Genomic DNA, 26,226 nt, shown 5'->3' with positions numbered 1-26,226 from the left:
CTTCAGTGTTTCCAGCCAGAGGTTTGCATGCAAGCGCAGTTTATCCAGGCCGTTAAACAGCTTATTCCGGCTGAGCGTTATTTTGACGACCCTATCGCTACGCTTGCGTACGGCACTGACGCCAGCTTCTATCGTTTGCTGCCCAAGTTAGTGCTGCGGATTGAAAGCGAAGCCGAAGTGGTGGCGCTGCTAAAGCTGGCAAACGAATTTAAGGTGGCGCTAACCTTTCGCGCCGCCGGCACCAGTTTATCCGGCCAGGCGGTAACCGATTCTGTGCTGCTGGTACTGGGCGAAAACTGGCAGCAGCGTGAAGTACGTGGTTTAGGTGAGCAAATACGGCTGCAACCGGGTGTAATTGGTGCGGCAGCCAACAGTGTACTGACAAAATTTCAGCGCAAAATCGGCCCCGATCCGGCATCGATTAACAGCTGCAAAATCGGCGGTATAGTGGCTAATAACGCCAGCGGCATGTGCTGCGGCACGGCGCATAACAGCTTTAATACGCTCTCAGCAATGCGACTGGTGTTATTCGACGGCACCGTGCTGGATACTGAAGATGCGCAAAGCGTGGCGGCGTTTCGCCACAGCCACAGTGAATTGCTGGCTGAACTGGCTGAACTGGGTGCACAAACCCGGGCCAACAGCGAGCTTAGCAACAAAATCCGCCATAAATACCGCTTAAAAAACACCACCGGTTTTTCACTTAATGCGTTAACTGAATTTACCGATCCAATTGATATCCTGACCCATTTAATGGTCGGCTCTGAAGGCTGCCTCGGTTTTATCAGCGCCGTAACCTACAACACCGTGCCGGATTATCCGCACCGGGCCAGCAGCCTGCTGGTATTTCCGTCGGTGGCAAGCTGCTGCCGTGCGGTAACTGTATTAAAACAGCAGCCGGTATCGGCGGTAGAGCTATTGGATCGGCGCAGCCTGCGCTCAGTAGCGCATAAACCGGGTATGCCGGCGTGGGTAAAGGGCTTGTCTGATAATGCCTGTGCTTTGCTGATAGAAAGTACGGCAATAAACGGCACTGTGTTACAGCAGCAACTGGCGCAGATTTCGGCCAGTCTGGCCGGCTTTGAGCTGGAGCAGCAAGTGGAATTCAGTACCGACCCTGCGGTATATAACCAGTTATGGGCTATCCGAAAAGGCACTTTTCCGGCAGTAGGGGCGGTGCGTAAAACCGGCACTACGGTGATTATTGAAGATGTTACCTTTCCGGTTGCGCAGTTGGCAGAAGGGGTGTCACGGCTGCAACAGCTGTTTGATAAATATTATTACACCGAGGCGATTATTTTTGGCCATGCGCTGGAAGGTAATCTGCATTTTGTCTTTACCCAGAGTTTTGATGATGCCACTCAGGTAGCCCGTTACGACGCCTTTATGCAGGAAGTAGCGCAACTTGTGGCGGTAGAGTTTGGCGGCTCATTGAAAGCTGAACATGGCACCGGCCGCAATATGGCGCCCTTTGTTGAGCTGGAGTGGGGCGCTGAGGCTTACCAACTGATGTGGCGCATTAAAGCCTTGCTTGACCCGCAGCATATTCTGAACCCTGAGGTGGTGCTAAGCCATAATCCGCAGTTGCATCTGCAAAACTTAAAACCCTTGCCGGCGACTAACCCGCTGGTAGATAAATGTATTGAATGCGGCTTTTGTGAGCCGGTGTGCCCGTCACGTAAATTAACGCTAACGCCACGCCAGCGTATAGTTACCCAGCGCGAGATTTCACGTTTACAACGCAATGGTGATGAGCCGCAGCGGTTGGCTGAACTTAATAAAGCTTATCAGTATGCCGGTAACGACACCTGTGCCGCTTGTGGCATGTGCAGTACTGCCTGCCCGGTGGGCATTAATACCGGCGACCTTACCCGGCAGTTGCGGGCAGAATATAACCGGCCATGGCAAGGTTTGGCGGCTTTTCTTGCCCGGCATTTTAGTGCTGTTGCCGGTATCAGCCGGTTGGGTTTGCGCCTTGGTAATGTGTTTGGCAAATTGTTACCGCAATGGCATAGCGCTATGCCAACAGCGAACTACAGCAGTGCAGCAAATAAACCGGCTCCTGACACCGCATTAAAACCGCTGATCTATCTGGCCAGTTGCTCAGGCCGGGTTATGGCGCCCCAGGCTAATAGCAAAGATAAACGCAGTTTGCAGCAGGTGAGTGCCCACTTACTGGCTAAGGCAGGTTATCAGCTGATCGTGCCGGAGGGTCTTGGCAACCAATGCTGCGGTATGCCGTTTCAATCCAAGGGCCAGTTTGCTGCGGCAGAGGCTAAACAGCGCGAGCTGGAGCAGTGGCTGCTGAAGGTGAGTAATAACGGCGACATTGCGGTGTTTTCTGATACCAGCCCCTGCAGTTTAACTTTGCGCGGCAAATTAGACCCGCGGCTGAGGATCTATGACAGTGTCGACTTTCTGCATGATCAGGTGCTGCCTAAGCTGGATATTACGCCGCTTGCCGGGCCGGTAGCGCTGCATATTACCTGCAGTGCCAGCCAGTTGGGCCAGGCCGGTAAACTACAGCGGCTGCTCGTTGCCTGCAGTAATAACGTCGTGATACCGGAAGGTATTAGCTGCTGCGGCTTTGCCGGGGATAAAGGTTTTGTCCTGCCACAGTTGAATGCCTCGGCGCTGTCTGGTTTACAGCAGCAGGTAACTGGCTGTACACAAGGGGTGTCAAGCAGCCGGACTTGTGAAATTGGTTTATCACGCTATAGCGGTATTGAATATCAGCATCTGGTGTATCTGCTGGATCAATGCTCTTAGCGGGTTTTTAACTGAAGTGAGTCATCGGGATTCAGCTTCGGGTCGACAACTGACAACACGAAAAGACGCCGTAGATACCTCCCTGTAGGCTCCTCTGTGGCATCCCTGCCACAGACGCTTTTCTTAGTTGTCAGTTGTCTCGCCGCGTCTTTTCGTGTTGTTGGCAATTGAAGCCAACACACATGTCCTGAACTGACGCCGCTAAGTATTACAGCTTATTTAAAATCTCAGCCGGCAAGGCCAACTCGTCATTACGGTTAACACCAACACCACGGTCAAGAATATTCTTGGCAATCTGCTTAGCTTCTTCCAGCGAGTGCATTTGCGCCGTGCCGCACTGGTAAATATTCAGCTCAGGAATATCGCTCTGGCTGGCAACATGCAACACATCATCCATCGCCGCTTGCCAGGCTTTGGCTACACGTTGCTCGTCCGGGGTGCCAATTAAGCTCATATAAAAGCCGGTGCGACAGCCCATCGGCGAAATATCGATAATTTCTACGTCGTTGCCATTTAAATGGTCGCGCATAAAACCGGCAAACAAATGCTCCAGCGTATGAATACCTTTTTCCGACAAAATTTCTTCATTCGGCACGCAAAAACGCAAATCAAATACCGTGATGGCATCGCCTTTAGGCGTGTTCATTTTCTTCGCTACGCGCACAGCCGGGGCTTTCATAATGGTATGGTCTACGGTGAAACTGTCGAGTAATGGCATAACAACACCCTCAAAATAAATGCTACAGATGGCGGCTATTATAGGCAGGTAAAGCTGGATAAGTTAACCGTTATCGGCAGATAACAGCGTTAAACCGGCGCTAAAACCGGATTAAATGCGCAGATGGCAAAATTTTTAATCTAATAACCTTGAATGGATCAGGGCTAATCCCCATTAATCGCTCAACGCAATTTGTGATTGTTCAGATTATTAAGTGGAGTGTAGTTATGGGCAGAATTATCGGTATTGACTTGGGTACAACCAACTCTTGTGTAGCAGTATTAGACGGCGACAAACCTCGCGTATTAGAAAACGCTGAAGGTACCCGTACTACGCCCTCTATTATTGCTTATGCTGAAGACGGCGAAGTATTAGTGGGCCAGCCGGCAAAACGTCAGGCCGTTACTAACCCGAAAAACACCTTATTCGCCATTAAGCGTTTAATCGGCCGTCGCTTTGAAGACGAAGAAGTACAACGCGACATCAAAATTATGCCTTACGCTATCGTAAAAGCAGATAATGGCGATGCCTGGGTTGAAGTTAAAGGCAAAAAGTTAGCTGCACCGCAAATTTCAGCTGAAGTGCTGAAAAAAATGAAGAAAACTGCAGAAGATTTCTTAGGTGAAGCGGTAACGGCTGCGGTAATTACGGTACCGGCTTACTTTAACGATGCACAGCGTCAGGCAACCAAAGATGCCGGCCGTATTGCCGGTTTAGATGTTAAACGTATTATCAACGAGCCAACCGCTGCGGCGCTGGCCTATGGTATGGATAAAAAGAAAGGCGACACCAAAGTTGCGGTATATGACTTAGGTGGCGGTACTTTCGATATCTCTATCATTGAAATTGACGATGTTGATGGCGAGCAAACTTTTGAAGTACTGGCCACTAACGGTGACACCCACTTAGGTGGTGAAGACTTCGATAACCGTTTAATCAACTACTTAGTTGAAGAATTCAAAAAAGAGCAGGGCATTGACCTGCGTAACGACCCATTGGCGATGCAGCGCTTAAAAGAGTCTGCGGAAAAAGCCAAGATTGAGCTGTCGTCAGCATCACAAACTGAAGTGAACCTGCCGTACATTACTGCTGATGCCTCAGGCCCGAAACACCTGAACATCAAAGTAACCCGTGCCAAGCTGGAATCTTTAGTAGAAGACTTAATTCAGCGTACTATCGAGCCGCTGAAGCAAGCACTGAAAGATGCTGATTTAAGCGTAGGTGAAATTAACGATATCATCCTGGTGGGCGGTCAAACGCGGATGCCAAAAGTACAGGAAGCGGTAACCGCTTTCTTTGGCAAAGAGCCACGTAAAGACGTAAACCCGGATGAAGCTGTAGCAGTAGGTGCGGCGATTCAGGGCGCGGTACTGTCAGGTGATGTAAAAGACGTATTGTTGCTGGACGTTACGCCTCTGTCACTGGGTATTGAAACCATGGGCAGCGTAATGACGGCGCTGATTGAGAAAAATACCACTATTCCGACCAAAAAGTCGCAGGTGTTCTCTACCGCGGAAGACAACCAGTCAGCGGTAACGATTCACGTGCTGCAGGGCGAGCGTAAGCGCGCTTCTGATAATAAGTCACTGGGGCAGTTTAACCTGGAAGGTATTCGCGGCGGTCGCCGTGGCGAGCCACAAATTGAAGTGGTATTCGACCTGGACGCCGATGGTATTTTGCATGTATCGGCTAAAGATAAAGACACCGGTAAAGAGCAGAAGATCACCATCAAGGCCAACTCGGGTTTAACCGATGAAGAAATTCAGGCCATGGTACGTGATGCTGAAGCGCACGCTGAAGACGATAAAAAGTTTGAAGAGCTGGTGCAAACCCGTAACCAGGCCGATGCGATGGTTCACGCCACCCGCAAACAGCTGGAAGAAGTGGGTGATGCGTTAGCCGCAAATGATAAAGAAGAAATTGAAACGGCAATCAAAGAGCTGGAAGCGGTACTGAAAGGTAGCGACAAGGCCGTTATCGATGAAAAATCGCAGGCGTTAATCCAGGCTTCGCAGAAGTTGATGGAAGCATCACAAGCCAAAGCCCAGCAGGGTGGCGGCGATGCAGGCCAGCAAGCTGATGGTAACGACGACGTGGTTGACGCTGAGTTTGAAGAAGTCAAAGACGATAAGAAGTAATCTGGCTGAAGTATAAGGGCTGGCCTGGTGCCAGCCTTTTGGCATTAAGACATTTACTGAGCGGGAACTATGTCCAAGCGTGACTATTATGAAGTATTAGGTGTCGCTAAAGGCGCTGACGATAAAGACATCAAGAAGGCTTATAAACGCCTTGCCATGAAATTTCACCCCGACCGTACTCAGGGTGATAAAGCCATGGAAGAGAAGTTTAAAGAAGTCCAGGAAGCCTATGAGGTGTTGTCGGATGAACAAAAACGCGCCGCCTATGACCGTTATGGCCATGCCGGGGTAGATCCGAACCGTGGCGGTGCAGGTGGCGCTGGCGGTGCTGATTTCGGTGATATTTTCGGCGATGTGTTTGGTGATATCTTCGGTGGCGGTGGCCGTCGTGGCCAATCGCGGGCGCAGCGCGGTTCAGATTTACGCTACAACCTGGAGTTAAGCCTGGAAGAAGCGGTACGCGGCAAATCGGTCGATATTAAAGTACCGACTATGGTCGGTTGCGATAGTTGTGATGGCTCGGGTGCGAAAAAAGGCACTTCAGCCAAGAGCTGTCCAACTTGCCACGGTGCCGGCCAGGTTACCATGCGTCAGGGCTTTTTTGCTGTACAGCAAACCTGTCCAACCTGTAATGGCCGCGGTAAGATCATTCCCGATCCGTGCAGCAAGTGTCACGGCGAAGGCCGCGTAGAGAAAACCAAGACCCTGTCGGTGAAAATTCCGGCCGGGGTAGACACCGGCGATCGCATTCGTTTAACCGGCGAAGGTGAAGCAGGTATGCATGGCGCACCGGCAGGCGATCTTTACGTGCAGGTACATGTAAAAGAGCACCCGATTTTCGTCCGTGATGGTAATAACCTGTACTGCGATGTACCGCTGAGTTTCACTATTGCGGCACTGGGTGGCGAAATTGATGTACCGACGCTGGATGGTCGCGTTAAGCTGAAAATTCCGGCAGAAACGCAAACCGAAAAAATGTTCCGCTTACGTGGTAAAGGCGTACAGTCGGTACGTGGCGGCGGCGGCGTGGGTGATCTGGTCTGTAAGGTTGTGATCGAAACGCCGGTTAACCTGAGTGATAAGCAAAAAGACTTACTGCGTCAACTGGATGACAGTATGGCGGGAGACGGTGAGGCCAAGCACCGGCCGAAATCAAAAGGCTTTTTTGATGGTGTGAAAAAGTTCTTTGATGATTTAACCAGTTAAACGCTAATGAAAAACCACCCGCAGGTGGTTTTTTGTTTTTCAGCAGATACAATAAAAGCTGAGAACGTTTTCCCTGCTACTGCAACGGATAAGGATATATTGATGTTTAAAAAGTTATTGCTTGGCGCAACCTGCAGCGTACTGATCGTGGCCTGTGCCCAGTCGCCAACCGGTCGGTCGCAACTTATGCTGTTTAACGATGTTGACCTGGGCAAGATGGGGGCGCAAACTTTTGAAACGATGAAAGCGGAAACACCGATTGCTAAGGACGCAAAAACCAACAACTATGTGAAATGCGTGGCCAACAGTTTACTGGCGGTAACACCTGACAACACAAGGGCACAAAGCTGGGAAATTGTGGTGTTTGACTCTGATCAGGTCAATGCTTTTGCGCTGCCGGGGGGCAAAATAGGCGTATATACCGGCTTGTTAAAAGTAGCTGAAAATCAGGACCAACTGGCTGCGGTAGTTGGCCATGAAATAGGCCATGTGATAGCCGGCCACAGTAACGAGCGTTTATCGACTAATCAGGGCATACAAACCATACTGGCGTTAGGCGATGCCGGCATGAAAGCCTACGGCGTGCGCTATCAGCAGGAACTAATGACCGCTTTTGGCTTGGGTGCACAGTTGGGTGTTGCGCTGCCTTTTAGCCGGGCGCATGAATCTGAATCTGATATTATTGGCCTGGACTTGATGGCCAAAGCCGGTTTTGAACCACGCCAGGCGGTGAACTTATGGCAAAATATGGCTGCAGCAGGCGGTGGCGGTACGCCGGAATTTATGTCAACACACCCGCTGCCGGAAACACGGATCAAAGACTTACGCGAAAAAATGCCGGCGGCAATGAAAACCTATAATGAACGTAAGGCAGCATCAGCCTTACCTAAATGCAGCCGCTGATTGTCAGATTTTTTTACAATGCACGCTGTTTTAGCTAAGTATTGATTGTTTATGCGCTATAAAACATGAGTTTATAGTATTGGATTTGATCTTGCATGGATGCAGCACTACACTTCGGGCAGTGTGTTTAAGGGAACAGGCAAATGGAACAGTTTGACAATAAGGATATAAAGACGACACAAGGCGGTAGAAGAAAGTTTCTGCTGCGTGTTGGTTTAGGCAGTTTGCCGGTGCTGCTTACCCTGAAAAGTAAAGCCGCTTGGGGCAGCAGTACGCTCAATTGCACCTTAAGTGAAACCGCTTCGCAAATGCAATCGGTGCAACCGGAAAAATTCGACAGCTGCCGGAAAACCTTTGATTCGCATGGCAGTGCTAAATTGTACTTCGAAAAAAAGAAATACGGTGCTGCAGATGGCAAAGGTGCTTTTTTTTATAAGAGTAGCGGTGTAAAGCTCAGCCATTGGCACAAATCCTGGCTGAATATTAAGATTTACCAGGACACACAGTTTAGTAGCATTTTTCTACACGGCTACAGCGGCACCTTAAAGCAAGCGGTTAATTTAAATGGCGGCGATCCGCTAACCCGTAATATAGCCTCTTTGTTTTTGCATGCCTTGTATTACGAAATGCAAGGTATCAGTACCAATGTGCCATCGCCCGATGCCATTGTTGCCGCCTACCGCGAATCTGTAACGTATGAACAGAAAAAGCAACTGTCTGCTTTACTGGAATATTATATCGACGGCGATTTGAGTTAGTCGTTATGGACGTTAATCTTAGCTATGCTGAGTGGTTATCTCAGTTGGCAGTTGATGATAGTCAGCGCAAACTGGCGTTTGCTGACGGCAGTGCGGTGTTGTTTGACCGCCTGACACACGAAACCCGCCAGGATATTACTGCAGTAACCACTGTCCCCGATAAAAACGAGCGCACCCTTGGCTGATCTTGTTCTGCATACGGCGCCTTTTTCTGTCAGTGTTCAGACCCGATGCCGCAAACTGCATGCCGCCCTTGCTGAGTTATACCCGCCGGCTTTGTTAGCAACACCAGATAAGCAACAGCTGTACGACTTTAGCTTAACCGTGCAGCGTAAATGGTCTGGTTGTTGGCGGCCGTTTCATGTATCTGCCGGACAGCAGCATTTTCGTATGACAGACCCGGCGCAATTGCTGCCGGTATTTGAGTGGGGGCTGAACTGGTGCATAGCGTCCTATCAACATCAGTATCTGGCAATCCATGCCGCGGTGTTAGAGCGGGGTGGCAAAGCTTTGATTATGCCGGCCCCTCCCGGTGCCGGTAAAAGCACCCTATGTGCCGCGTTGATGCTGCAAGGTTGGCGTTTATTGTCGGACGAGATGTGCCTGGTCAATCTGGAAAATGGCGCTATAGTGCCCTTTGTCCGGCCGGTTAGTTTAAAAAACCAATCGTTGCAGCTGATACAAAGCTGGTATCCGGCAGCGCAAGTGCGGCAAATCACTGCCGGTACTACCAAAGGTACTGTCGGCTATTTGCTGCCGTCAGAAATCAGTTGGCAAGGCTATCGCCAGGTAGCAACTGCTGCCTGGGTGATCTTTCCGCAATACAATGCCGCACAGACAGAACTGCTGTTAAGCCAGGTTACTCAGGCCGATGCCTTTATGCACCTGGCGAACAATTCGTTTAACTACGCCGTGTTGGCAGAGCAGGGCTTTAGCTGCCTTGCTGCGCTAACCAGGCAAGTTACTGCTTACCGGCTGGAGTACGCAGATATTAACCAGGCGCTGGCGGAGCTGGGCCGCTTATGCTGAATCTGCCGTTATTAACGTTTTTTCGCGCGCCGGAACAGTTTGTGTTACAGGCTACGGCAGAGGACTGGACGATATTTTTGCAACAAGCTAGAGAGCAGGGGCTTACGGCGCGGTTTTACTATTTGCTGCAGCAACGTCAGTTGCTGGACGAGGTGCCAAAAAAGGTACGCTTGCATGGTTTGTCCGCTGCACGCTATGCAGAAAAGCAGCACCATTCACTGTTCTTTGAACTTAAGCAGCTGGAGGCGTTATTTGCCGGGGCAGAATTTCCTTGTCTGTTACTCAAAGGGGCGGCATACCGGGCACTGGCCTTGCCGGTAAGCCATGGCCGCTTGTTTTCCGATATTGATTTATTGGTGCCGCGGCAACAGTTAAAAGCGGTACGTGACAAACTGTTTTTTTACGGCTTTCGTGAAGGGGAGCTGTCCGACTACGACCGGCATTTTTATTTGCAATGGTCGCATCAGAATCCGCCGTTACAGCATTATCAGCGTGGCTCGGTAATTGACTTACACCACCATATTTTCCCAACCGCCTCAGCTAAGCAAATTAATATCGCGCCGCTGTTTGAGTATGCAAGCAACATTTCCGGCTCGGTGTTTAAGGTGCCGACTATAGCGCATCTGTTTATTCATGCCGCCGTGCATCTGTTTTATCAGGAAGAAACCCACAAGCTGGTCAAAGATATTATTGATTTAAATGACTTACTGCTGGAAGTGCAGCACCAGGATCAACTTAGCTTTATGTTACAGCAAGCGGCGGTGATGCAGGTTGAACCTGCAGTGGTAAATGCCTGTTATCTGTTGCGTACACTGTTTGCTAATACGGCAGCAGAGGAGATAACAAGCGCTTTACCGGCTAATGCCGCACAACCGCTGGCATGCCGTCTGGTGCTGTGGATGTTACCAGATGCCGGTGTAAAGGCCTGGCTGGCACGCCAGGCCTGGTTTGTGCGTGGCCATAGTTTGAAGATGCGTTGGCATATTCTGCTATATCACACTGTCGCTAAACCAGCGGCAGCAATGCGGCGCTGGTTTAGCCGTTGGCGGCTGAATTCCGGCTCTTAGTCTGTGCTAAGCTCAGTTTGCGTTGTCGATGCAGGTCGCAGCAAAATAATTGTTAGCGCCACTACCAACAAAATCAGGCAATAATAGCTTTGGCTTACCACCTGCCACGGCGAAATACCGAAACTGGCTCCCAGCAGCAGCGCCTGAGCGCCATAGGGCACTAACCCCTGGCTGATACAGGCAAAAATGTCCAGCAAGCTGGCGCTGCGTTTGGGCGTAATATGATGTTGTTGTGCCAGGGTTTTGCTTACCTCACCGGTTAGCACTATTGCTACCGTATTATTGGCAATACACAGGTTACTGCTAAAGGCTAATGCGGCTATCGCCAGTTGCTGCGCTTTATTGCCGGCCAGTTTCAGCCGGTTGGCCGTTTGCTGAATTTTACCGGCAATCCACTGCAAGCCACCTTGTTGTTTTATAAATTCACTGAGGGCACTGACCAGCATAGCCAGCAGAAAAATTTCCTGCACATTGGCAAAGCCGCTGGCGATATCTTTACCGAGGTTAGCCATAGCGTAATCGGCAAAAAAGGTGCCTTGCAGCGCCGCCAGCACTATGCCCAGCAGCAGCACGACAAATACATTCAATCCCATTACGGCCAGCACCAGTATTGCTGCATAAGGTGCTACACCACTCCAGTTTACAGCGTTAATCTGTACTGGCGCTCCGTCTGTAGCCAGTACGATATATAACAGCAGCGTGATTGTAGCTGCCGGCAGAGCAATTTTAATATTTTCGCGAAATTTGTCGGCCATTTGTGCACCCTGAGTGCGGGTAGAGGCAATGGTGGTGTCGGAAATAATCGACAGGTTGTCACCAAACATGGCGCCGCTAAGCAATACACCTGCCACTAATGCCTGATCCAGCCCGGCCTGATTGGCCAGCCCTGCAGCGATAGGAGCCAGCGCGCCTATGGTGCCCATAGAGGTGCCCATAGCGGTGGACACCAGGGCAGCTATAACAAACAAACCCGGCAGTAGCCAGGGCGCCGCTACTAAACTGAGGCCAGCGTTAACGGCAGCATCGACACCACCGGTGGCTGTAGCCACGCTGGCAAAGGCACCGGCCAGCAAATAGATAATACACATGGTAATAATATTGCTGTTGCCGGCGCCTTTGATCATTACATCGATTGATTGCTGCAACGGTGCTTTATGCAGCCATATCGCCAGCATCAGCGCCGGAATAATAGCGACATGGCCGGGTAATTGATAAAACGCATAGGCTACATCCTGGCTTTGCAGGTACAAGCCGGTACCGAGAAACAGCGCAACAAAAAACAGTAACGGCAGCAGCGAGCGCTTGGCCCCCGCGGCCGACAGCGTAGTATCGTTCATAGGTTTACCTTATAAATACGCAGGCGGTGTAATCGCCTTAATGGTTGCGCAATATATAGATGGCTAGACGTCCTGTCAATTTTGGCAGGCATTTTTATCTACTGGTATAAGCTACCTGAGTTGATTATGCTGGCAACTTATTTATTACTATCTCTTTTTCCGATGGAGTGGATATGTCGCAAAATCGCTTAATCAGTAGCAAACGTTTTTTGCCATTTTTTCTCACCCAGGCCAGCGGTGCTTTTAATGACAACGTGTTTAAAAATGCCTTGATGTTAATGCTGGCTTTTACTGCAGCTAATGCGTTGCCATGGGATACCGATTTAACCATGAACCTGGCTGCCGGGTTATTTATTCTGCCGTTCCTGCTGTTTTCTGCCACCGCCGGTACTTTGGCTGATGCCGTGTGCAAAACTAAACTGATCCGCGCGTTAAAGTTGCTGGAAATAGGTCTGATGCTGCTGGCCGCGATAGCGTTTTATTTTCAGCAGTATTTAATGCTACTGGGGTTGCTGTTTTTAATGGGTAGCCAGTCGGCATTTTTTGGCCCGGTAAAGTACGCTATTTTGCCGCAGCTGCTAACCGACAAAGAGCTGTTAGCCGGTAATGCCTGGGTAGAAATGGGCACCTTTGTTGCTATTTTGCTGGGCACCATTACCGGTGGTTTGCTGGTGGGCTTTGCCGATGCGCCGCTGTGGGTGGCAATGGTGGTAGTGGTGTTTTCTGTGCTTGGTTATCTGGTTAGCCGGCAGATCCCGGCGGTGGGGCAGGTGCAAAACTCCGGGAAATTTCGTTTTGCCCCCTGGCAACAAACTAAAACTACTATCAGCATCAGTTATGCCAACCGTACCTTGTACTTGTCCATTATGGCGATTAGTTGGTTTTGGTTTTTAGGTGCCAGCTATTTAACTCAGTTCCCCAATTTTGCCAAGACGGTGCTCGGCGGCGACAACACTGTGGTAACGGCGCTGCTGGTCGCATTTTCAGTTGGTGTGGGTATTGGTTCTATGCTGTGCGAACGTTTATCCGGTGACAGGGTAGAGCTTGGCATAGTGCCGATTGGTTCTGTTGGTTTAACTGTATTTGGTATCAGTTTGTTTTTCAGCAGCCCGGCAGAGTTACCGGCAGAACTGCTGAACCTGCCGCAGTTTCTGGCCAGCGCTTTTGGCTGGTGGGTGTTACTTGACCTGACCTTGATTGGTATTTTTGGCGGTGTGTTTATTGTGCCACTGTACGCCTTATTGCAGCAGCGCGCCGAACCGCAACAACGGGCGCGGGTGATTGCCGCCAATAATATCTTTAATGCACTGTTTATGGTGGTCAGCGCTATTGCCGGCATCGTATTTTTAACCGTGCTGGATTTAGCTATTCCGCAGTATTTTCTGGTACTGGCTATTATGAACGCGGTAGTCGCGTTATATGTTTACAGCCAGGTACCGGAGTTTGCTCTGCGCTTTGTTATTTATCTGCTTAGCCATACCATGTACCGTGTTAACAGTCGTGGCCTGGACAATATTCCGGCAGAAGGTGCCGCTGTGCTGGTAGCCAACCATGTCAGCTATGTTGATGCCATGCTGATTGCCGGCGCGGTACGCCGGCCGGTACGTTTTGTGATGGAAAAAGCCATCTATGACTTGCCGGTAGCCAATTGGCTGTTTAAAGCCGCCCGTACTATTCCTATTTGCTCAAAGCAGAAGAGCGAGCAGGTTTACGAAGCCGCTTTTGCTGCCATTAAGCGTGAGCTGGAGCAGGGCAATCTGGTGTGTATTTTCCCTGAAGGCCGCCTAACCAAAAGTGGGGATATCGACAGCTTCCGCCCCGGTATAGAACGTATTTTGGCGGAGACGCCGGTACCGGTAGTGCCGATGGCGCTGCAGGGCCTGTGGGGCTCGTTTTTCAGTCACCATGGCAGTGGTGCCTTTAAGTTTAAAGGTCGCTTTTGGTCAAAAGTAAAGTTGATTGCCAGTGCGCCCTTGCCTGCGGAACAAGCCGGTGCGGCTGAGTTGGAGCAGAGGGTGCGTCTGCTGCGTGGCGATCTGGCTTAAGCGCTGTGCGATTTAACGCAATAATGGCGGCCAGCCTTGAACCTGTATCAGGTTGGCCGCATAACACTTGTCTAATGTTGGCTCAGGCCACAGTTTCGGAGGCAAGATGTTCAATTTCTCATTTCAAAACCCTACCCGTATCGTATTTGGTAACGGTCAATTAGCGCAGTTAGCCAAACTTATTCCTTCGGGCAGCAAAGTACTGCTGACCTATGGCGGTGGTTCTATTAAGCGCAACGGTGTTTATGACCAGGTAGTGAAGGCATTAGACGGTTTTGACTGGCAGGAATTCAGTGGCATAGAGCCAAACCCCGGCTTTGAGACTTTAATGCGGGCTGCAGATTTGGTGCGTCGTGAGAAAATTGATTTTCTGTTGCCGGTTGGTGGTGGCAGTGTTATTGACGGTACCAAGTTTATTGCCGCTGCAGCAGTATTTGATGGTGATGCCTGGGATATTCTGGCTAAAGGCGCCAAAGTAACCGCTGCTATACCACTGGGCTGCGTGCTTACCTTACCGGCTACCGGCACTGAAAGTAATGGCAACTCAGTTGTCACCCGTTATGAAACCCGGCAGAAACTGTCGTTCTCCAGCGGCTTGGTGTACCCACAGTTTGCCATTTTAGACCCTACCGTCACCTTTAGCCTGCCGCCAAAACAAATCGCCAATGGCGTGGTGGATGCCTTCGTGCATGTGATGGAACAGTATATGACTTACCCGGTCAATGCGCCGGTACAGGACCGTTTTGCTGAAGGCTTACTGCAAACCCTGATAGAAGAAGGCCCCAAAGCGCTGAGCCAGCCGGATAACTACGACGTGCGCGCCAACGTAATGTGGGCGGCAACCATGGCACTAAACGGCCTGATTGGCCAGGGCGTACCGCAGGACTGGGCCACCCATATGATTGGCCACGAGATCACCGCGCTGTATGGCCTCGATCACGCCCAGACATTAGCGATAGTGTTGCCGTCACTGTTGCAGCAACAACGCGCACAAAAGCGCGACAAGCTACTGCAATATGGCCGCCGGGTCTGGCAATTACAGCATCAGGATGAAGAGCGCTTAATTGATGATGCAATTAATCACACCCGTGCCTTTTTCGAGCAAATGGGCGTGCCCACCCGGTTAGCCGATTACGGCATTAAAGCCGATGCAGTCGATAAACTGGTAGCTGCGCTGCAAGCTAACGGTATGCTGAAGTTAGGTGAGCACGGTGATATTACACCTGAGGTTTCACGGCAGATTTTGCAGCGCGCTGTGTAAGCTTTTGCTGTGCTGCTTTTGCTTTACTTAGGGAGGGTTGTATCCCTGATGGGGCGACACAGAGTGTCTGAGTCTTTACGCAGTAAAGATGAGTTGCTGTGGCGAGCCCGGCAGGCGTTACAACCCGGACTGTTGCAATGATGATAAGAAAACCTGAATTTTAGCTATAAAGATGGCTGTTTTACTTCCCCCTGCAGGCGGCTTTTGCTCTAATAGCCGGCATTATTACTTTTATACAGAGTCAGATTATGTCTGCGATCGGGATCTTTGGTGCTAACGGCCGTATGGGCCGGGCGTTAATTACTGTTGCTAAAGAGCAACAACTACACCTGACAGCCGCCACAGTGCGTGCCGGCTCAGATCTTATCGGCGTCGATGCCGGCGAGTTAGCCGGTGTGGGTAAGCTGGGTTTACCCCTTAGTGCAACCGGCACCGGCAGTATCAATAACGCTGATATCTGGGTCGACTTTACCATGCCCGAGGCCATGCTGGCGCATCTGCAACTGGCGGTAGCGGCCAAAAAAGCCATGGTAATAGGTGTTACCGGTTTAACCGATGCGCAATACCAGCAGGTGCAGCAAGCCAGTCAGCAGATTCCAATTGTTTGGGCACCAAATATGAGCGTAGGCGTAAACCTGTTGCTGCATCTGGTGCAAACCGCCGCCAAAGTGATGGGACAAACGGCGGATATTGAAATTATTGAAGCGCATCACCGCTTTAAAAAAGATGCGCCGTCCGGCACGGCTATGGCTATCGGTGCCAGCATCGCCAAAGCGCTGGACCGCGATTTAGCTAAGGTTGCGGTGTATGGCCGCGAAGGTATCACCGGTGAGCGCGAGCAGCAAACTATCGGCTTTGCTACCGTGCGTGGTGGAGACATTATTGGCGACCATACCGCCTTATTTGCTGATTTAGGCGAAAGGCTGGAAATCAGCCACAAAGCTTCCAGCCGTAACACCTTTGCCCAAGGCGCACTGCGCGCTGCTCTGTGGTTGCAAAATAAACAGAGCGGACTTTATTCTATGCAACAAGTGTTAGGTTTAGCTGATTTAAGCTAGCTTTTTGCGCTATTAAGCTTGAAAACCGGCTAAAGTTGTCATTTGTAATAAAAATCAAAAAAAGCATAGCTTATCCAGCGCTGATCGCCTAAAATAGTCAGGTTTGCCTAAGGCAAATCGGGTATCACATTTTGGGTCAAAACGGGTTGTAAAACAGTGTCAGTTTTCACCCGTTTTTTGCTGTTTGGAGGTTATCTTGACTAAGTCCGCCCTGCTCGTACTGGAAGACGGCACCGTATTTCGCGGTACAGCCATTGGCGCTGAAGGAGTTTCTGTAGGTGAAGTGGTGTTTAACACTTCCATGACCGGGTATCAGGAAATATTAACTGATCCCTCATACGCAGAACAAATCGTTACTCTCACTTATCCACACATTGGCAATACCGGTACTAACCTTGAGGATGAAGAATCCGGACAAATTTGGGCCAGAGGCCTGATAATCCGTGACCTTCCGCTTCTTGCCAGTAATTTCCGTAACCAACTCTCTCTTAGTCAGTATTTAACACAACACAATATTCTCGGCATTGCCGATATTGATACCCGCAAGTTAACCCGTATTTTACGCGAGAAAGGCGCGCAAAATGGCTGCCTGATCGCCGGTGATAACCCGGATGAAGCTCAAGCGTTGGCGCTGGCAAAAGGTTTCCCGGGTTTATCGGGCATGGATTTAGCTAAAGAAGTGACGGTAAAAAAAGCCTATCAGTGGACTGAAGGCAGTTGGCAGTTAGGCGAAGGCCATCGTGCAGCCGCGCCAAAACAGTTTCATGTGGTAGCCTATGACTTTGGCGTAAAGCGCAATATTCTGCGCATGCTGGCAGACCGAGGCTGTAAGCTGACGGTAGTACCGGCACAAACGCCGGCCAGTGAAGTGCTGGCTATGCAGCCGGACGGCATCTTTTTATCCAACGGCCCGGGCGACCCGGCACCTTGTACCTATGCCATCGAGGCGATTAAAACCTTCCTTGAGACCGACATTCCGGTGTTTGGTATCTGCTTAGGCCATCAGTTGCTGGCACTGGCCAGTGGCGCGCAAACGGTGAAAATGACGGTTGGCCACCATGGTGGTAACCATCCGGTGCAAAATCTGGATACCAAACGGGTGCTGATTACGGCGCAAAACCATGGTTTTGCTGTCGATGAAGCCAGTTTACCGGCTAATTTACGCGCCACCCATAAATCGTTGTTTGACGGCACCTTACAGGGTATTCACCGTACCGACAAACCGGCGTTCAGCTTCCAGGGCCACCCGGAAGCCAGCCCGGGTCCGCACGAAGCCTCTGAGCTGTTCGACCATTTTATTGCGCTGATGCAACAGCATAACGCCTAGGCAGACACGAATTACGGAGATATAGCAGCAATGCCAAAACGTACAGATTTAAACAGCATTCTGATTTTAGGCGCCGGCCCGATCGTGATTGGCCAGGCCTGTGAATTTGACTATTCAGGCGCTCAGGCCTGTAAAGCTTTAAAAGAAGAAGGCTACCGCGTTATTCTGGTGAACTCGAACCCGGCCACCATTATGACCGACCCGGAAATGGCCGATGCCACCTACATTGAGCCGATTCACTGGCAGGTAGTGGAAAAAATTATTGAAAAAGAGCGGCCCTGTGCCGTGTTGCCTACTATGGGCGGCCAGACTGCACTGAACTGTGCGCTGGACTTAGAACGCCATGGCGTACTGGCAAAATACAATGTCGAGATGATTGGCGCTACTGCCGATGCTATCGACAAAGCCGAAGACAGAAGCCGCTTTGATAAAGCCATGCGCTCTATCGGCTTGGCCTGCCCACGTGCCGGCTTAGCCCACTCTATGGATGAAGCTTACCAGGTACTGGAAGACATTGGTTTCCCGTGCATTATCCGGCCGTCGTTCACTATGGGTGGCTCCGGTGGTGGTATTGCTTATAACCGGGAAGAGTTTGAAGAAATATGTACCCGCGGCCTGGATTTATCGCCTACCAAAGAGCTGTTGATTGACGAGTCGTTAATCGGCTGGAAAGAGTACGAAATGGAAGTGGTGCGCGATAAAAACGATAACTGCATTATCGTTTGTGCCATTGAAAACTTCGACCCTATGGGCGTACACACCGGTGACTCTATCACTGTAGCTCCGGCGCAAACGCTGACCGACAAAGAATACCAGATCATGCGTAATGCCTCGTTGGCGGTACTGCGTGAAATCGGTGTTGAAACCGGTGGTTCAAACGTACAGTTTGGTATTAACCCGGTTGATGGCCGCATGGTGATCATTGAGATGAACCCGCGCGTGTCGCGCTCATCTGCGCTGGCCTCAAAAGCAACCGGCTTCCCGATTGCCAAAGTGGCCGCCAAGCTGGCCATTGGTTATACGCTGGACGAGCTGGCCAACGACATTACCGGTGGTAAAACCCCGGCCTCGTTTGAGCCGAGCATCGACTACGTGGTTACTAAGGTGCCGCGTTTTAACTTTGAAAAATTTGCCGGCGCCAACGATCGTTTAACCACTCAGATGAAGTCAGTTGGTGAGGTGATGTCAATCGGCCGCAACCAGCAGGAGTCGCTGCAAAAAGCACTGCGCAGCCTTGAAATTGGTGTTTGCGGTTTAGATCCTATTATCGATATCACCTTGCCGGAAGCCAAAGATAAAATTATCCGTGAATTAAAAGAGCCGGGCTCACACCGCATTTGGTATATCGCTGATGCGTTCCGCTTTGGCATGAGCATGGATGAGATTTTCACGCTAACCAATATCGACAGCTGGTTCCTGGTGCAAATTGAAGATTTGGTAAAAGAAGAACAGCTGCTGAGCAAAGACGGCTTTGCCGCGCTGGACGAAGCGCGGTTAAAACGTTTAAAACGCAAAGGCTTTGCCGATAAGCGTATTGCCGATGTGTTAGGGGTCAGCGAAAACGAAGTTCGCAAAAAGCGTTACGGTTACAAGTTGCACCCGGTGTATAAGCGGGTAGATACCTGTGCGGCAGAATTTGCCTCCAACACCGCTTACATGTACAGCACTTACGATGAAGAGTGTGAAGCGGCGCCGACCAACCGCGATAAAATTATGATTATCGGCGGCGGGCCGAACCGTATCGGTCAGGGTATCGAATTTGACTATTGCTGTGTGCATGCGTCACTGGCGCTGCGCGAAGACGGCTTTGAAACCATCATGGTTAACTGTAACCCGGAAACCGTGTCTACCGATTACGACACGTCAGACCGGTTATACTTCGAACCCATCACGCTGGAAGACGTACTGGAAATTGTGCGTAAAGAGCAGCCTAAAGGCGTGATCGTGCAGTACGGTGGTCAGACGCCACTGAAATTAGCCCGTGCACTGGAAGCCAACGGCGTGCCAATTATTGGTACCTCGCCGGACGCCATTGACCGCGCTGAAGACCGTGAGCGCTTCCAGCAAGCGGTAGAGCGTTTAGGCTTAAAGCAGCCGAAAAACGCCACCGTCACCAGCATGGAAGAAGCGATAGCCAAGGCGCCGGAAATTGGTTTCCCGATGGTAGTACGCCCATCTTATGTATTGGGTGGCCGCGCGATGGAAATCGTCTATGACGAGCAGGACCTGCGTCGTTATATGACCGATGCCGTTAGCGTATCGAATGACTCACCGGTACTGCTGGATAACTTCCTTGATGATGCGATTGAAGTAGACATCGATGCCATCTGTGATGGCAAAGAGGTGGTGATTGGCGGCATCATGGAACACATCGAACAAGCCGGTGTGCACTCCGGTGACTCGGCCTGTTCACTGCCACCGCACAGCCTGAGCAAAGAAATCCAGGACGTAATGCGTGAGCAGGTGCGTAAGCTGGCGATGGAACTGGGCGTGATCGGTCTGATGAACACCCAGTTTGCGGTAAAAGATAACGAAGTCTACTTAATTGAAGTTAACCCGCGTGCCGCCCGTACCGTGCCCTTTGTCTCCAAGGCCACCGGTGTGGCGGTTGCCAAAGTGGGAGCCCGCTGTATGGCCGGTAAATCACTGGCTGAGCAGGGCGTAACCAAAGAAATTATTCCGCCGTTTTTTTCGGTAAAAGAAGTGGTTATCCCGTTTAACAAATTCCCGGGTGTAGATCCTATTTTAGGCCCTGAGATGCGTTCTACCGGTGAAGTCATGGGCGTGGGTGATACCTTCGAGCAAGCCTTTGCTAAAGGCCAGCTTGGCGCCAGTACCTTAATTCCAACCGGCGGCCGTGCCTTGCTTTCCGTGCGTGACAGCGATAAAGTGCGCGTAGTTGAACTGGCAAAACTAATGGTAGTCAAAGGCTTTGAGTTGGACGCTACCGGCGGTACCGCTAAGGCATTAGAAGCTGCCGGTGTGGTTTGCCGTACCGTAAATAAGGTGTCTGAAGGTCGGCCGCATATTCTGGACCGCATTAAGAACGGTGAATACAGTTACATTGTTAATACCACCGACGGCCGTCAGGCAATTGAAGATTCTAAAGTAATACGCCGTGGTGCTTTGCAGTACAAAGCCAACTACACTACGACGTTAAATGCTGCCTTTGCTACCGTTAAATCAAATGCCGCCAGTGCCTTTGACAGCGTAGCATCGGTGCAGGAACTACATAAGAGAGTAAACGGATGAGTGCAATCCCGATGACAGTACAGGGCGCAGAACGTTTGCGCACTGAACTGCATGAACTGAAATCAGTGAAACGGCCGGCAATTATTCAGGCTATTGCTACCGCGCGTGAGCACGGCGATTTAAAAGAAAACGCCGAGTACCACGCAGCCCGTGAGCAACAGGGCTTTTGTGAAGGCCGCATTCAGGATATTGAAGCCAAGCTGTCTAATGCGCAGATCATTGATATCAGCAAGCTACCCAATACCGGCAAGGTTATTTTTGGTAGTACTGTGACTATTCTGAACCTGGATACAGAAGAAGAAGTGACGTATCGCATTGTTGGTGACGATGAAGCCGATATTAAGAACAACCTGATCTCGGTAAATTCGCCGATAGCGCGCGGTTTAATCGGTAAAGTGGCAGATGATGTGGCTAATATAACTACTCCCAAAGGGGTGGTTGAGTTTGAAATTACCGACGTCAAATACATCTGACAACGCTTGTGCAAACTAAACTAAAAACGCCGGGACAAAGCCCGGCGTTTTTTATTTGTGGCTTGTATGCCGGGTTTACTCAATAAGTGGAAGCGTAGCGGCCGCTATAGTCAAAAATGCTATCCAGCAGTTGCCAGCCTTTGCTGGTTTTTTTCAGCAGCAGTAGCTGCGGCATGCGGAATTTATTCTGATCGGCTACCAGTTCGCCGGCGCTGTGGTAGTTTTTCGGTTTGCATCCGGGGGTGCGGCTGTGCGGTAAAATAAACAGTGCGTACAGCGCGCGGCGCTGTGCTGCTGTGTCCAGTTTAAAATGACGGTAAAACGGGTTGCCGTCTATATCCAGATACTGAACCTGCAAGTTACCTTGCAGCTCACTGAGTATCATCTGCTGGCAGCGGAATAAATGGTGATGTTTCTGGCTTAGTACTGCTTTTAAACGTTTATCCGGGTCGACTAACGGCGACTGGCATTGCTGGCATGCTCTGGCAGCAATGTCATTTTCACCGCCACAGTCAGGGCAAATTCTGGCTCTGAACCGGTAACTGCATTGTGTGGGCGCTGCAGCAGCGTGGTGTGCTGCTACGCCCTGACAGCGCCGGCCATAGTGTTCAATAATATCCCCGTCATTATCGACTAACCCCCAGAATATATTGGCAAACTGACACTGTGGGCAAGGAACCTGCACCGGTACCGCTTTGCTGGCGGGGCGCGGGCTGCCTACTTCCGGATAGAACAAATCGTAACCGTTGGCGGCGTAGTCAATGATCAGGCAGTGGCTTTTACCCGGGCTACTACGCAGGCCGCGGCCAACCATTTGCTGAAATAAACTTACCGAGGCAGTGGGTCGCAAGATAGCGATCAAGTCGACATGCGGCGCATCGAAGCCGGTAGTCAGTACCGAAACATTCACCAAAAACTTCAGCTGCCGTGCTTTAAATGCAGTAATCAGTTGGTCGCGCGCGGTATTGCTGGTCGTGGCGGTGAGGAGCGCGGCGGATTGGCCGTGCGCCTCAAGCAAGCTAAGTACCTCTTTGGCATGGCGTACCGTTGCGGCAAAAATAAGCACACCTTGTTTATTGACCACTAACTGACACAGCTGGCCGACAATCAGTTTGGTGGCACGGCCCATTTTGTTAAGAATGGAATCTACCTGTTGCTCGTTGTAGTCAAGGCCGTTGGCCGGTTGCAGCGTGCTAAAGTCATACTGGGCCGCCAAGCCATCCAGCAAGAGCGGCTTGGCTAAGTAACCTTTATTAACAAGGGGCCGCAATGGCAGCTCGAAGATACAACGCGCAAAGCTGGCATGCTCAACAGAACCTACCCGGCCATGATAATGGCTTTGGTAAATCCAGCCGGTACCTAGTCTATAGGGAGTCGCAGTCAGGCCAAGGATTTTAACTGCCGGGTTGTGCCGGCGCAGCTGGTCGAATAATAACTGATACTGGCTGCCGGGGCTTAGGCTAACCCGGTGGCATTCATCGATAATTACTAATGAAAAAGGCTGGTCAAATTGCTGCAGGTTACGTGCAGCAGACTGCACACTGGCGATAACCGTTTTAGCGGAACTGTCTTTTTGCTTAAGACCGGCGGCAAAAATGCTGCCGGGCTGATCTAATAAACTGACCTTTTCAGCATTTTGTGCGACCAACTCTTTAACATGAGTCAGAATCAGTACCCGGCCTTTGGCAAGCCGCGCCAGCTCAGCTAATACCAGGCTTTTACCCGCGCCGGTAGGCAGTACTATCACCGCCGATTGGCTGCTTTGTTTAAAATGCGCAATGGCAGCGTCAACGGCTTGCTGTTGATAATCTCTTAATTGCACGGCAGTTTTGCATGGTAGTGGCTGCCTTGCAGCTTATGCTGGCAGCCGGTTTTTCGGGAAGGGTATCAACCGCGCGGTAAAATAATCTTTTTCGCTTCGCTTTGGCGGAATAACACCAGGGTTTTACCAATTACCTGGACTTTTTCGGCTTTGGTTTCACGGATAATGGCATCCATGATCAATACTTTTTGTTCGCGATCTTCAGTGGGTACTTTTACTTTAATCAACTCGTGAAAGTTCAGTGCCACTTCGATTTCGGCTACGACACCTTCGGTCAGGCCGTTGCCGCCGAGCAGGATCACCGGCTTAAGCTCGTGGGCTTTGGCCTTTAAAAATTGTTTCTGTTTGTTGGTTAAACTCATAAAATGACTATTTCCGCAGGTAACGCTTGAATTTGCGTTATTGTAGCGCCATCTAACGCATAACACTAATCAAGAGTGAAAGCATGACCAAGAAAAAGCGCTCTGCCAGTTCAACCCGCTGGTTGAAAGAGCATTTCGATGATCAATTTGTGCAAAAGGCACAAAAATTAGGCCTGCGTTCACGTGCAGCGTTTAAACTGGAAGAGATAAACCAGCAGGACAAACTGATTAAGCCGGGTATGACAGTGGTGGACTTAGGTTCAGCACCCGGCAGTTGGTCGCAATTTTCTGTTGGTCTGGTAGGCGATAAAGGTACGGTAATCGCCTGTGATATTCTGCCTATGGACCCGATAAACGGTGTCAGCTTTTTGCAGGGTGACTTTCGTGAAGAAGCAGTGTTAGACGCTTTACTGAGCCGGATTAATGGTAAGAACGTAGATGTAGTGTTGTCAGATATGGCGCCTAATATGAGCGGCAATGATACTACCGACCAGGCACGTTCAGTGTATTTGGTTGAGCTGGCGTTGGATATGTGTGGCAAAGTGTTGAAGCAAAATGGTAGTTTTGTGGTCAAAGTATTTCAGGGTGATGGCTTCGAACAGTTTTTAAAAGATGTGCGTGCAGCCTTTACCACAGTGAAAATTCGCAAGCCTGATTCATCCCGTGCGCGTTCACGGGAGACATATATCGTGGCTACCGGCTTCAAAGTCTAGTAAAGTAGCTGGGTAATTATCTATTTATCGGTAAGAAGAGGTTATAACCTTGAGTGACATGGCAAAGAATTTGATTGTCTGGTTAGTGATCGCCGTCGTATTAATGTCGGTGTTCAATAGCTTTGGCCCGGGTAACACAGCGGACCAGCTAACCAGCTACACTCAGTTTATCAAAGAGGTAAATCAGGGCCAGATCCGCGAAGTTAAAGTGGAACGTACCGGGGTTATTACCGGCGTCAAGCGCAGCGGTGAACGGTTTGAAACCGTAGTGCCGGGTGGCTATGATGAAAAGCTGCTGGATGACCTGATTAAAAACGACGTTAAAACTTTGGGCAGCAAGCCTGAGGAAAGCAGCTGGCTGACGACGATTTTTATCTCCTGGTTCCCGATGCTGTTATTAATCGGCGTGTGGATCTTCTTTATGCGCCAGATGCAGGGCGGCGGTGGCAAAGGTGCCATGTCGTTTGGCAAGAGCAAAGCGCGCTTAATGGGTGAAGACCAAATCAAAACTACCTTCGCAGATGTTGCCGGTTGTGATGAGGCCAAAGAAGAAGTGTCAGAGCTGGTAGATTATTTGCGCGACCCTTCACGCTTCCAAAAATTGGGCGGCAAAATTCCGACCGGTATTTTAATGGTTGGCCCGCCAGGCACCGGTAAAACACTGTTAGCCAAAGCGATTGCCGGTGAAGCCAAGGTGCCGTTCTTTACTATTTCCGGTTCAGACTTCGTCGAAATGTTTGTTGGTGTGGGTGCGTCCCGTGTGCGCGACATGTTTGAACAAGCGAAGAAAGCCGCGCCCTGTATTATCTTTATCGATGAGATAGATGCAGTAGGCCGGCAGCGTGGTGCCGGTTTAGGCGGTGGCCATGATGAGCGTGAGCAAACCTTAAACCAGATGCTGGTGGAGATGGACGGCTTTGACGGTAACGAGGGTATCATTGTTATCGCAGCAACTAACCGTCCTGACGTACTGGACCCGGCATTATTGCGTCCGGGCCGGTTTGACCGTCAGGTTGTAGTTGGCTTGCCGGATGTAAAAGGCCGCGAGCAAATCTTAAAAGTGCATATGCGTAAAGTGCCACTGGCTGAAGGTGTAGAGCCGTCAGTTATTGCACGCGGTACGCCGGGCTTTTCTGGTGCTGACTTAGCCAACCTGGTGAATGAAGCTGCACTGTTTGCTGCGCGTGGTAATCGCCGCGTGGTGTCGATGGACGAGTTTGAAAAAGCCAAAGACAAAATCATGATGGGCGCAGAACGCCGCTCTATGGTGATGACAGAAAAAGAAAAAGAAATGACAGCCTACCACGAAGCCGGCCATGCCATTGTTGGCCGCTTGGTGCCTGATCATGACCCGGTGTATAAAGTCAGTATTATTCCGCGTGGCCGTGCTTTGGGTGTCACTATGTACTTACCGGAACGTGACCGTGTATCGCACAGCAAACGCCTGTTAGAGAGCATGATCAGTTCGTTGTTCGGTGGCCGTATTGCTGAGGAAGTGATTTACGGTTTTGAATATGTGACTACCGGTGCGTCGAACGATATTGAACGGGCTACAGACCTGGCGCGTAAAATGGTCACGCAGTGGGGCTTTTCGGAAAAGTTAGGCCCGTTGCTGTACGCTGATGAAGAAGGTGAAGTGTTCCTGGGCCGTTCTGTCAGCAAAAACAAGCATATGTCGGAAGATACGGTGAAAGCCATTGATGCAGAAATTCGCCAGTTTATTGACCGCAACTACGACAGAGCGAAAAAGCTGATTGAAGAGAACATGGACATACTGCATGCCATGAAAGATGCGTTAATGAAGTATGAAACCATAGACGCGAAACAGATTGATGATTTAATGGCACGGCGTGAAGTGCGGCAGCCGGAAAACTGGGAACCGCGCGATAAGCCGGGCTCAGACGACAAACCGGATGCCAAAGCCGGCAAAGAAGATGACGCAGTGGCAGATGGCAAGCCTTCAGAAGGTAATCTGCACTAAACGCAAC

The 26,226-nt window shown here is 50.4% G+C and carries 20 protein-coding genes; 16 read left to right on the top strand and 4 right to left on the bottom strand.

Annotated elements, in window-relative coordinates:
• The first annotated feature begins 27 nt into the window (after positions 1-27).
• The gene (locus tag ACTZWV_RS12850; protein WP_444786925.1) at positions 28-2,769 is read left to right on the top strand and encodes an FAD-binding and (Fe-S)-binding domain-containing protein; all 2,742 of its coding nucleotides are present in this window, start codon (positions 28-30) and stop codon (positions 2,767-2,769) included.
• Positions 2,770-2,977: 208 nt separating this feature from the next.
• Here the strand turns inward: ACTZWV_RS12850 and luxS are convergent, their stop codons facing one another.
• The gene (gene luxS / locus ACTZWV_RS12845) at positions 2,978-3,487 is read right to left on the bottom strand and encodes an S-ribosylhomocysteine lyase (RefSeq protein WP_444786924.1); all 510 of its coding nucleotides are present in this window, start codon (positions 3,485-3,487) and stop codon (positions 2,978-2,980) included.
• A gap of 227 nt (positions 3,488-3,714) precedes the next feature.
• Between luxS and dnaK the strand changes: the two genes are divergently transcribed.
• From dnaK to ACTZWV_RS12810, 7 genes are all read left to right on the top strand, one after another.
• On the top strand, positions 3,715-5,625 hold the full coding sequence (gene dnaK / locus ACTZWV_RS12840; protein WP_444786923.1) for a molecular chaperone DnaK: 1,911 nt from the start codon (positions 3,715-3,717) through the stop codon (positions 5,623-5,625).
• 69 nt (positions 5,626-5,694) lie between these two features.
• Complete coding sequence (gene dnaJ / locus ACTZWV_RS12835; RefSeq protein ID WP_444786922.1) at positions 5,695-6,831, top strand: molecular chaperone DnaJ; 1,137 nt, start codon at positions 5,695-5,697, stop codon at positions 6,829-6,831.
• A gap of 102 nt (positions 6,832-6,933) precedes the next feature.
• The gene (locus ACTZWV_RS12830; protein WP_444786921.1) at positions 6,934-7,734 is read left to right on the top strand and encodes a M48 family metallopeptidase; all 801 of its coding nucleotides are present in this window, start codon (positions 6,934-6,936) and stop codon (positions 7,732-7,734) included.
• Positions 7,735-7,877: 143 nt separating this feature from the next.
• On the top strand, positions 7,878-8,492 hold the full coding sequence (locus ACTZWV_RS12825; RefSeq protein WP_444786920.1) for a hypothetical protein: 615 nt from the start codon (positions 7,878-7,880) through the stop codon (positions 8,490-8,492).
• Between the two features lie 5 nt (positions 8,493-8,497).
• Positions 8,498-8,677, top strand: a complete 180-nt coding sequence (locus tag ACTZWV_RS12820) for a hypothetical protein (protein WP_444786919.1) — start codon at positions 8,498-8,500, stop codon at positions 8,675-8,677.
• Complete coding sequence (locus ACTZWV_RS12815; protein ID WP_444786918.1) at positions 8,670-9,521, top strand: HprK-related kinase A; 852 nt, start codon at positions 8,670-8,672, stop codon at positions 9,519-9,521. The genes ACTZWV_RS12820 and ACTZWV_RS12815 overlap by 8 nt, the downstream gene beginning before the upstream one ends.
• Positions 9,515-10,588 carry a nucleotidyltransferase domain-containing protein gene (locus tag ACTZWV_RS12810; RefSeq protein WP_444786917.1) on the top strand — a complete coding sequence of 358 codons (1,074 nt, stop codon included), beginning with the start codon at positions 9,515-9,517 and terminating at the stop codon, positions 10,586-10,588. The genes ACTZWV_RS12815 and ACTZWV_RS12810 overlap by 7 nt, the downstream gene beginning before the upstream one ends.
• Here the strand turns inward: ACTZWV_RS12810 and ACTZWV_RS12805 are convergent.
• The gene (locus ACTZWV_RS12805; RefSeq protein WP_444786916.1) at positions 10,585-11,925 is read right to left on the bottom strand and encodes a Na+/H+ antiporter NhaC family protein; all 1,341 of its coding nucleotides are present in this window, start codon (positions 11,923-11,925) and stop codon (positions 10,585-10,587) included. The two genes, ACTZWV_RS12810 and ACTZWV_RS12805, sit on opposite strands and share 4 nt — an antisense overlap.
• A gap of 173 nt (positions 11,926-12,098) precedes the next feature.
• On the opposite strand from ACTZWV_RS12805, the gene ACTZWV_RS12800 reads away from it, so the two are divergent.
• The 6 genes from ACTZWV_RS12800 to greA all read left to right on the top strand — a co-directional run bounded on the left by ACTZWV_RS12800 (position 12,099) and on the right by greA (position 21,341).
• Positions 12,099-13,970, top strand: coding sequence for an MFS transporter (locus ACTZWV_RS12800; RefSeq protein WP_444786915.1), 1,872 nt, complete (start codon positions 12,099-12,101; stop codon positions 13,968-13,970).
• Positions 13,971-14,076: 106 nt separating this feature from the next.
• On the top strand, positions 14,077-15,231 hold the full coding sequence (locus tag ACTZWV_RS12795; protein WP_444786914.1) for an iron-containing alcohol dehydrogenase: 1,155 nt from the start codon (positions 14,077-14,079) through the stop codon (positions 15,229-15,231).
• 248 nt (positions 15,232-15,479) lie between these two features.
• Positions 15,480-16,289 carry a 4-hydroxy-tetrahydrodipicolinate reductase gene (gene dapB, locus ACTZWV_RS12790; RefSeq protein WP_444786913.1) on the top strand — a complete coding sequence of 270 codons (810 nt, stop codon included), beginning with the start codon at positions 15,480-15,482 and terminating at the stop codon, positions 16,287-16,289.
• Between the two features lie 196 nt (positions 16,290-16,485).
• Positions 16,486-17,616 (top strand): glutamine-hydrolyzing carbamoyl-phosphate synthase small subunit, encoded by a 1,131-nt coding sequence (gene carA, locus ACTZWV_RS12785; RefSeq protein ID WP_444786912.1) that lies wholly within the window; start codon positions 16,486-16,488, stop codon positions 17,614-17,616.
• Between the two features lie 30 nt (positions 17,617-17,646).
• Positions 17,647-20,868, top strand: a complete 3,222-nt coding sequence (gene carB / locus ACTZWV_RS12780; protein ID WP_444786911.1) for a carbamoyl-phosphate synthase large subunit — start codon at positions 17,647-17,649, stop codon at positions 20,866-20,868.
• Positions 20,865-21,341: a transcription elongation factor GreA gene (gene greA, locus ACTZWV_RS12775; RefSeq protein ID WP_305555275.1), complete on the top strand. Its 477-nt coding sequence runs from the start codon at positions 20,865-20,867 to the stop codon at positions 21,339-21,341. The genes carB and greA overlap by 4 nt, the downstream gene beginning before the upstream one ends.
• Before the next feature lie 79 nt (positions 21,342-21,420).
• Here the strand turns inward: greA and ACTZWV_RS12770 are convergent, their stop codons facing one another.
• Entirely contained in the window at positions 21,421-23,163 is a 1,743-nt protein-coding gene (locus ACTZWV_RS12770; RefSeq protein ID WP_444786910.1) for a DEAD/DEAH box helicase, read from the bottom strand.
• Positions 23,164-23,228: 65 nt separating this feature from the next.
• Entirely contained in the window at positions 23,229-23,525 is a 297-nt protein-coding gene (gene yhbY, locus ACTZWV_RS12765) for a ribosome assembly RNA-binding protein YhbY (protein WP_444786909.1), read from the bottom strand.
• Between the two features lie 83 nt (positions 23,526-23,608).
• On the opposite strand from yhbY, the gene rlmE reads away from it, so the two are divergent.
• Together rlmE and ftsH are read left to right on the top strand one after the other, a co-directional pair.
• The gene (rlmE, locus tag ACTZWV_RS12760) at positions 23,609-24,238 is read left to right on the top strand and encodes a 23S rRNA (uridine(2552)-2'-O)-methyltransferase RlmE (RefSeq protein ID WP_305555263.1); all 630 of its coding nucleotides are present in this window, start codon (positions 23,609-23,611) and stop codon (positions 24,236-24,238) included.
• A gap of 58 nt (positions 24,239-24,296) precedes the next feature.
• Positions 24,297-26,219 (top strand): ATP-dependent zinc metalloprotease FtsH, encoded by a 1,923-nt coding sequence (gene ftsH, locus ACTZWV_RS12755; protein ID WP_444786908.1) that lies wholly within the window; start codon positions 24,297-24,299, stop codon positions 26,217-26,219.
• Positions 26,220-26,226: the final 7 nt, after the last annotated feature.

The sequence above is a fragment of the Rheinheimera sp. NSM genome, from assembly GCF_052380015.1.
Classification (GTDB): domain Bacteria; phylum Pseudomonadota; class Gammaproteobacteria; order Enterobacterales; family Alteromonadaceae; genus Alishewanella.
The sequence above is the reverse complement of the archived record's forward strand: the minus strand, read 5'-3'. Positions and strand labels throughout refer to the sequence as shown.

Coding starts and splice junctions, on each gene's coding strand:
- ACTZWV_RS12850 (WP_444786925.1), top strand. CDS start 28: ATGCAAGCGCAGTTTATCCAGGCCGTTAAACAGCTTATTCCGGCTGAG.
- luxS (WP_444786924.1), bottom strand. CDS start 3,487: ATGCCATTACTCGACAGTTTCACCGTAGACCATACCATTATGAAAGCC.
- dnaK (WP_444786923.1), top strand. CDS start 3,715: ATGGGCAGAATTATCGGTATTGACTTGGGTACAACCAACTCTTGTGTA.
- dnaJ (WP_444786922.1), top strand. CDS start 5,695: ATGTCCAAGCGTGACTATTATGAAGTATTAGGTGTCGCTAAAGGCGCT.
- ACTZWV_RS12830 (WP_444786921.1), top strand. CDS start 6,934: ATGTTTAAAAAGTTATTGCTTGGCGCAACCTGCAGCGTACTGATCGTG.
- ACTZWV_RS12825 (WP_444786920.1), top strand. CDS start 7,878: ATGGAACAGTTTGACAATAAGGATATAAAGACGACACAAGGCGGTAGA.
- ACTZWV_RS12820 (WP_444786919.1), top strand. CDS start 8,498: ATGGACGTTAATCTTAGCTATGCTGAGTGGTTATCTCAGTTGGCAGTT.
- ACTZWV_RS12810 (WP_444786917.1), top strand. CDS start 9,515: ATGCTGAATCTGCCGTTATTAACGTTTTTTCGCGCGCCGGAACAGTTT.
- ACTZWV_RS12805 (WP_444786916.1), bottom strand. CDS start 11,925: ATGAACGATACTACGCTGTCGGCCGCGGGGGCCAAGCGCTCGCTGCTG.
- ACTZWV_RS12800 (WP_444786915.1), top strand. CDS start 12,099: ATGTCGCAAAATCGCTTAATCAGTAGCAAACGTTTTTTGCCATTTTTT.
- ACTZWV_RS12795 (WP_444786914.1), top strand. CDS start 14,077: ATGTTCAATTTCTCATTTCAAAACCCTACCCGTATCGTATTTGGTAAC.
- dapB (WP_444786913.1), top strand. CDS start 15,480: ATGTCTGCGATCGGGATCTTTGGTGCTAACGGCCGTATGGGCCGGGCG.
- carB (WP_444786911.1), top strand. CDS start 17,647: ATGCCAAAACGTACAGATTTAAACAGCATTCTGATTTTAGGCGCCGGC.
- greA (WP_305555275.1), top strand. CDS start 20,865: ATGAGTGCAATCCCGATGACAGTACAGGGCGCAGAACGTTTGCGCACT.
- yhbY (WP_444786909.1), bottom strand. CDS start 23,525: ATGAGTTTAACCAACAAACAGAAACAATTTTTAAAGGCCAAAGCCCAC.
- rlmE (WP_305555263.1), top strand. CDS start 23,609: ATGACCAAGAAAAAGCGCTCTGCCAGTTCAACCCGCTGGTTGAAAGAG.
- ftsH (WP_444786908.1), top strand. CDS start 24,297: ATGGCAAAGAATTTGATTGTCTGGTTAGTGATCGCCGTCGTATTAATG.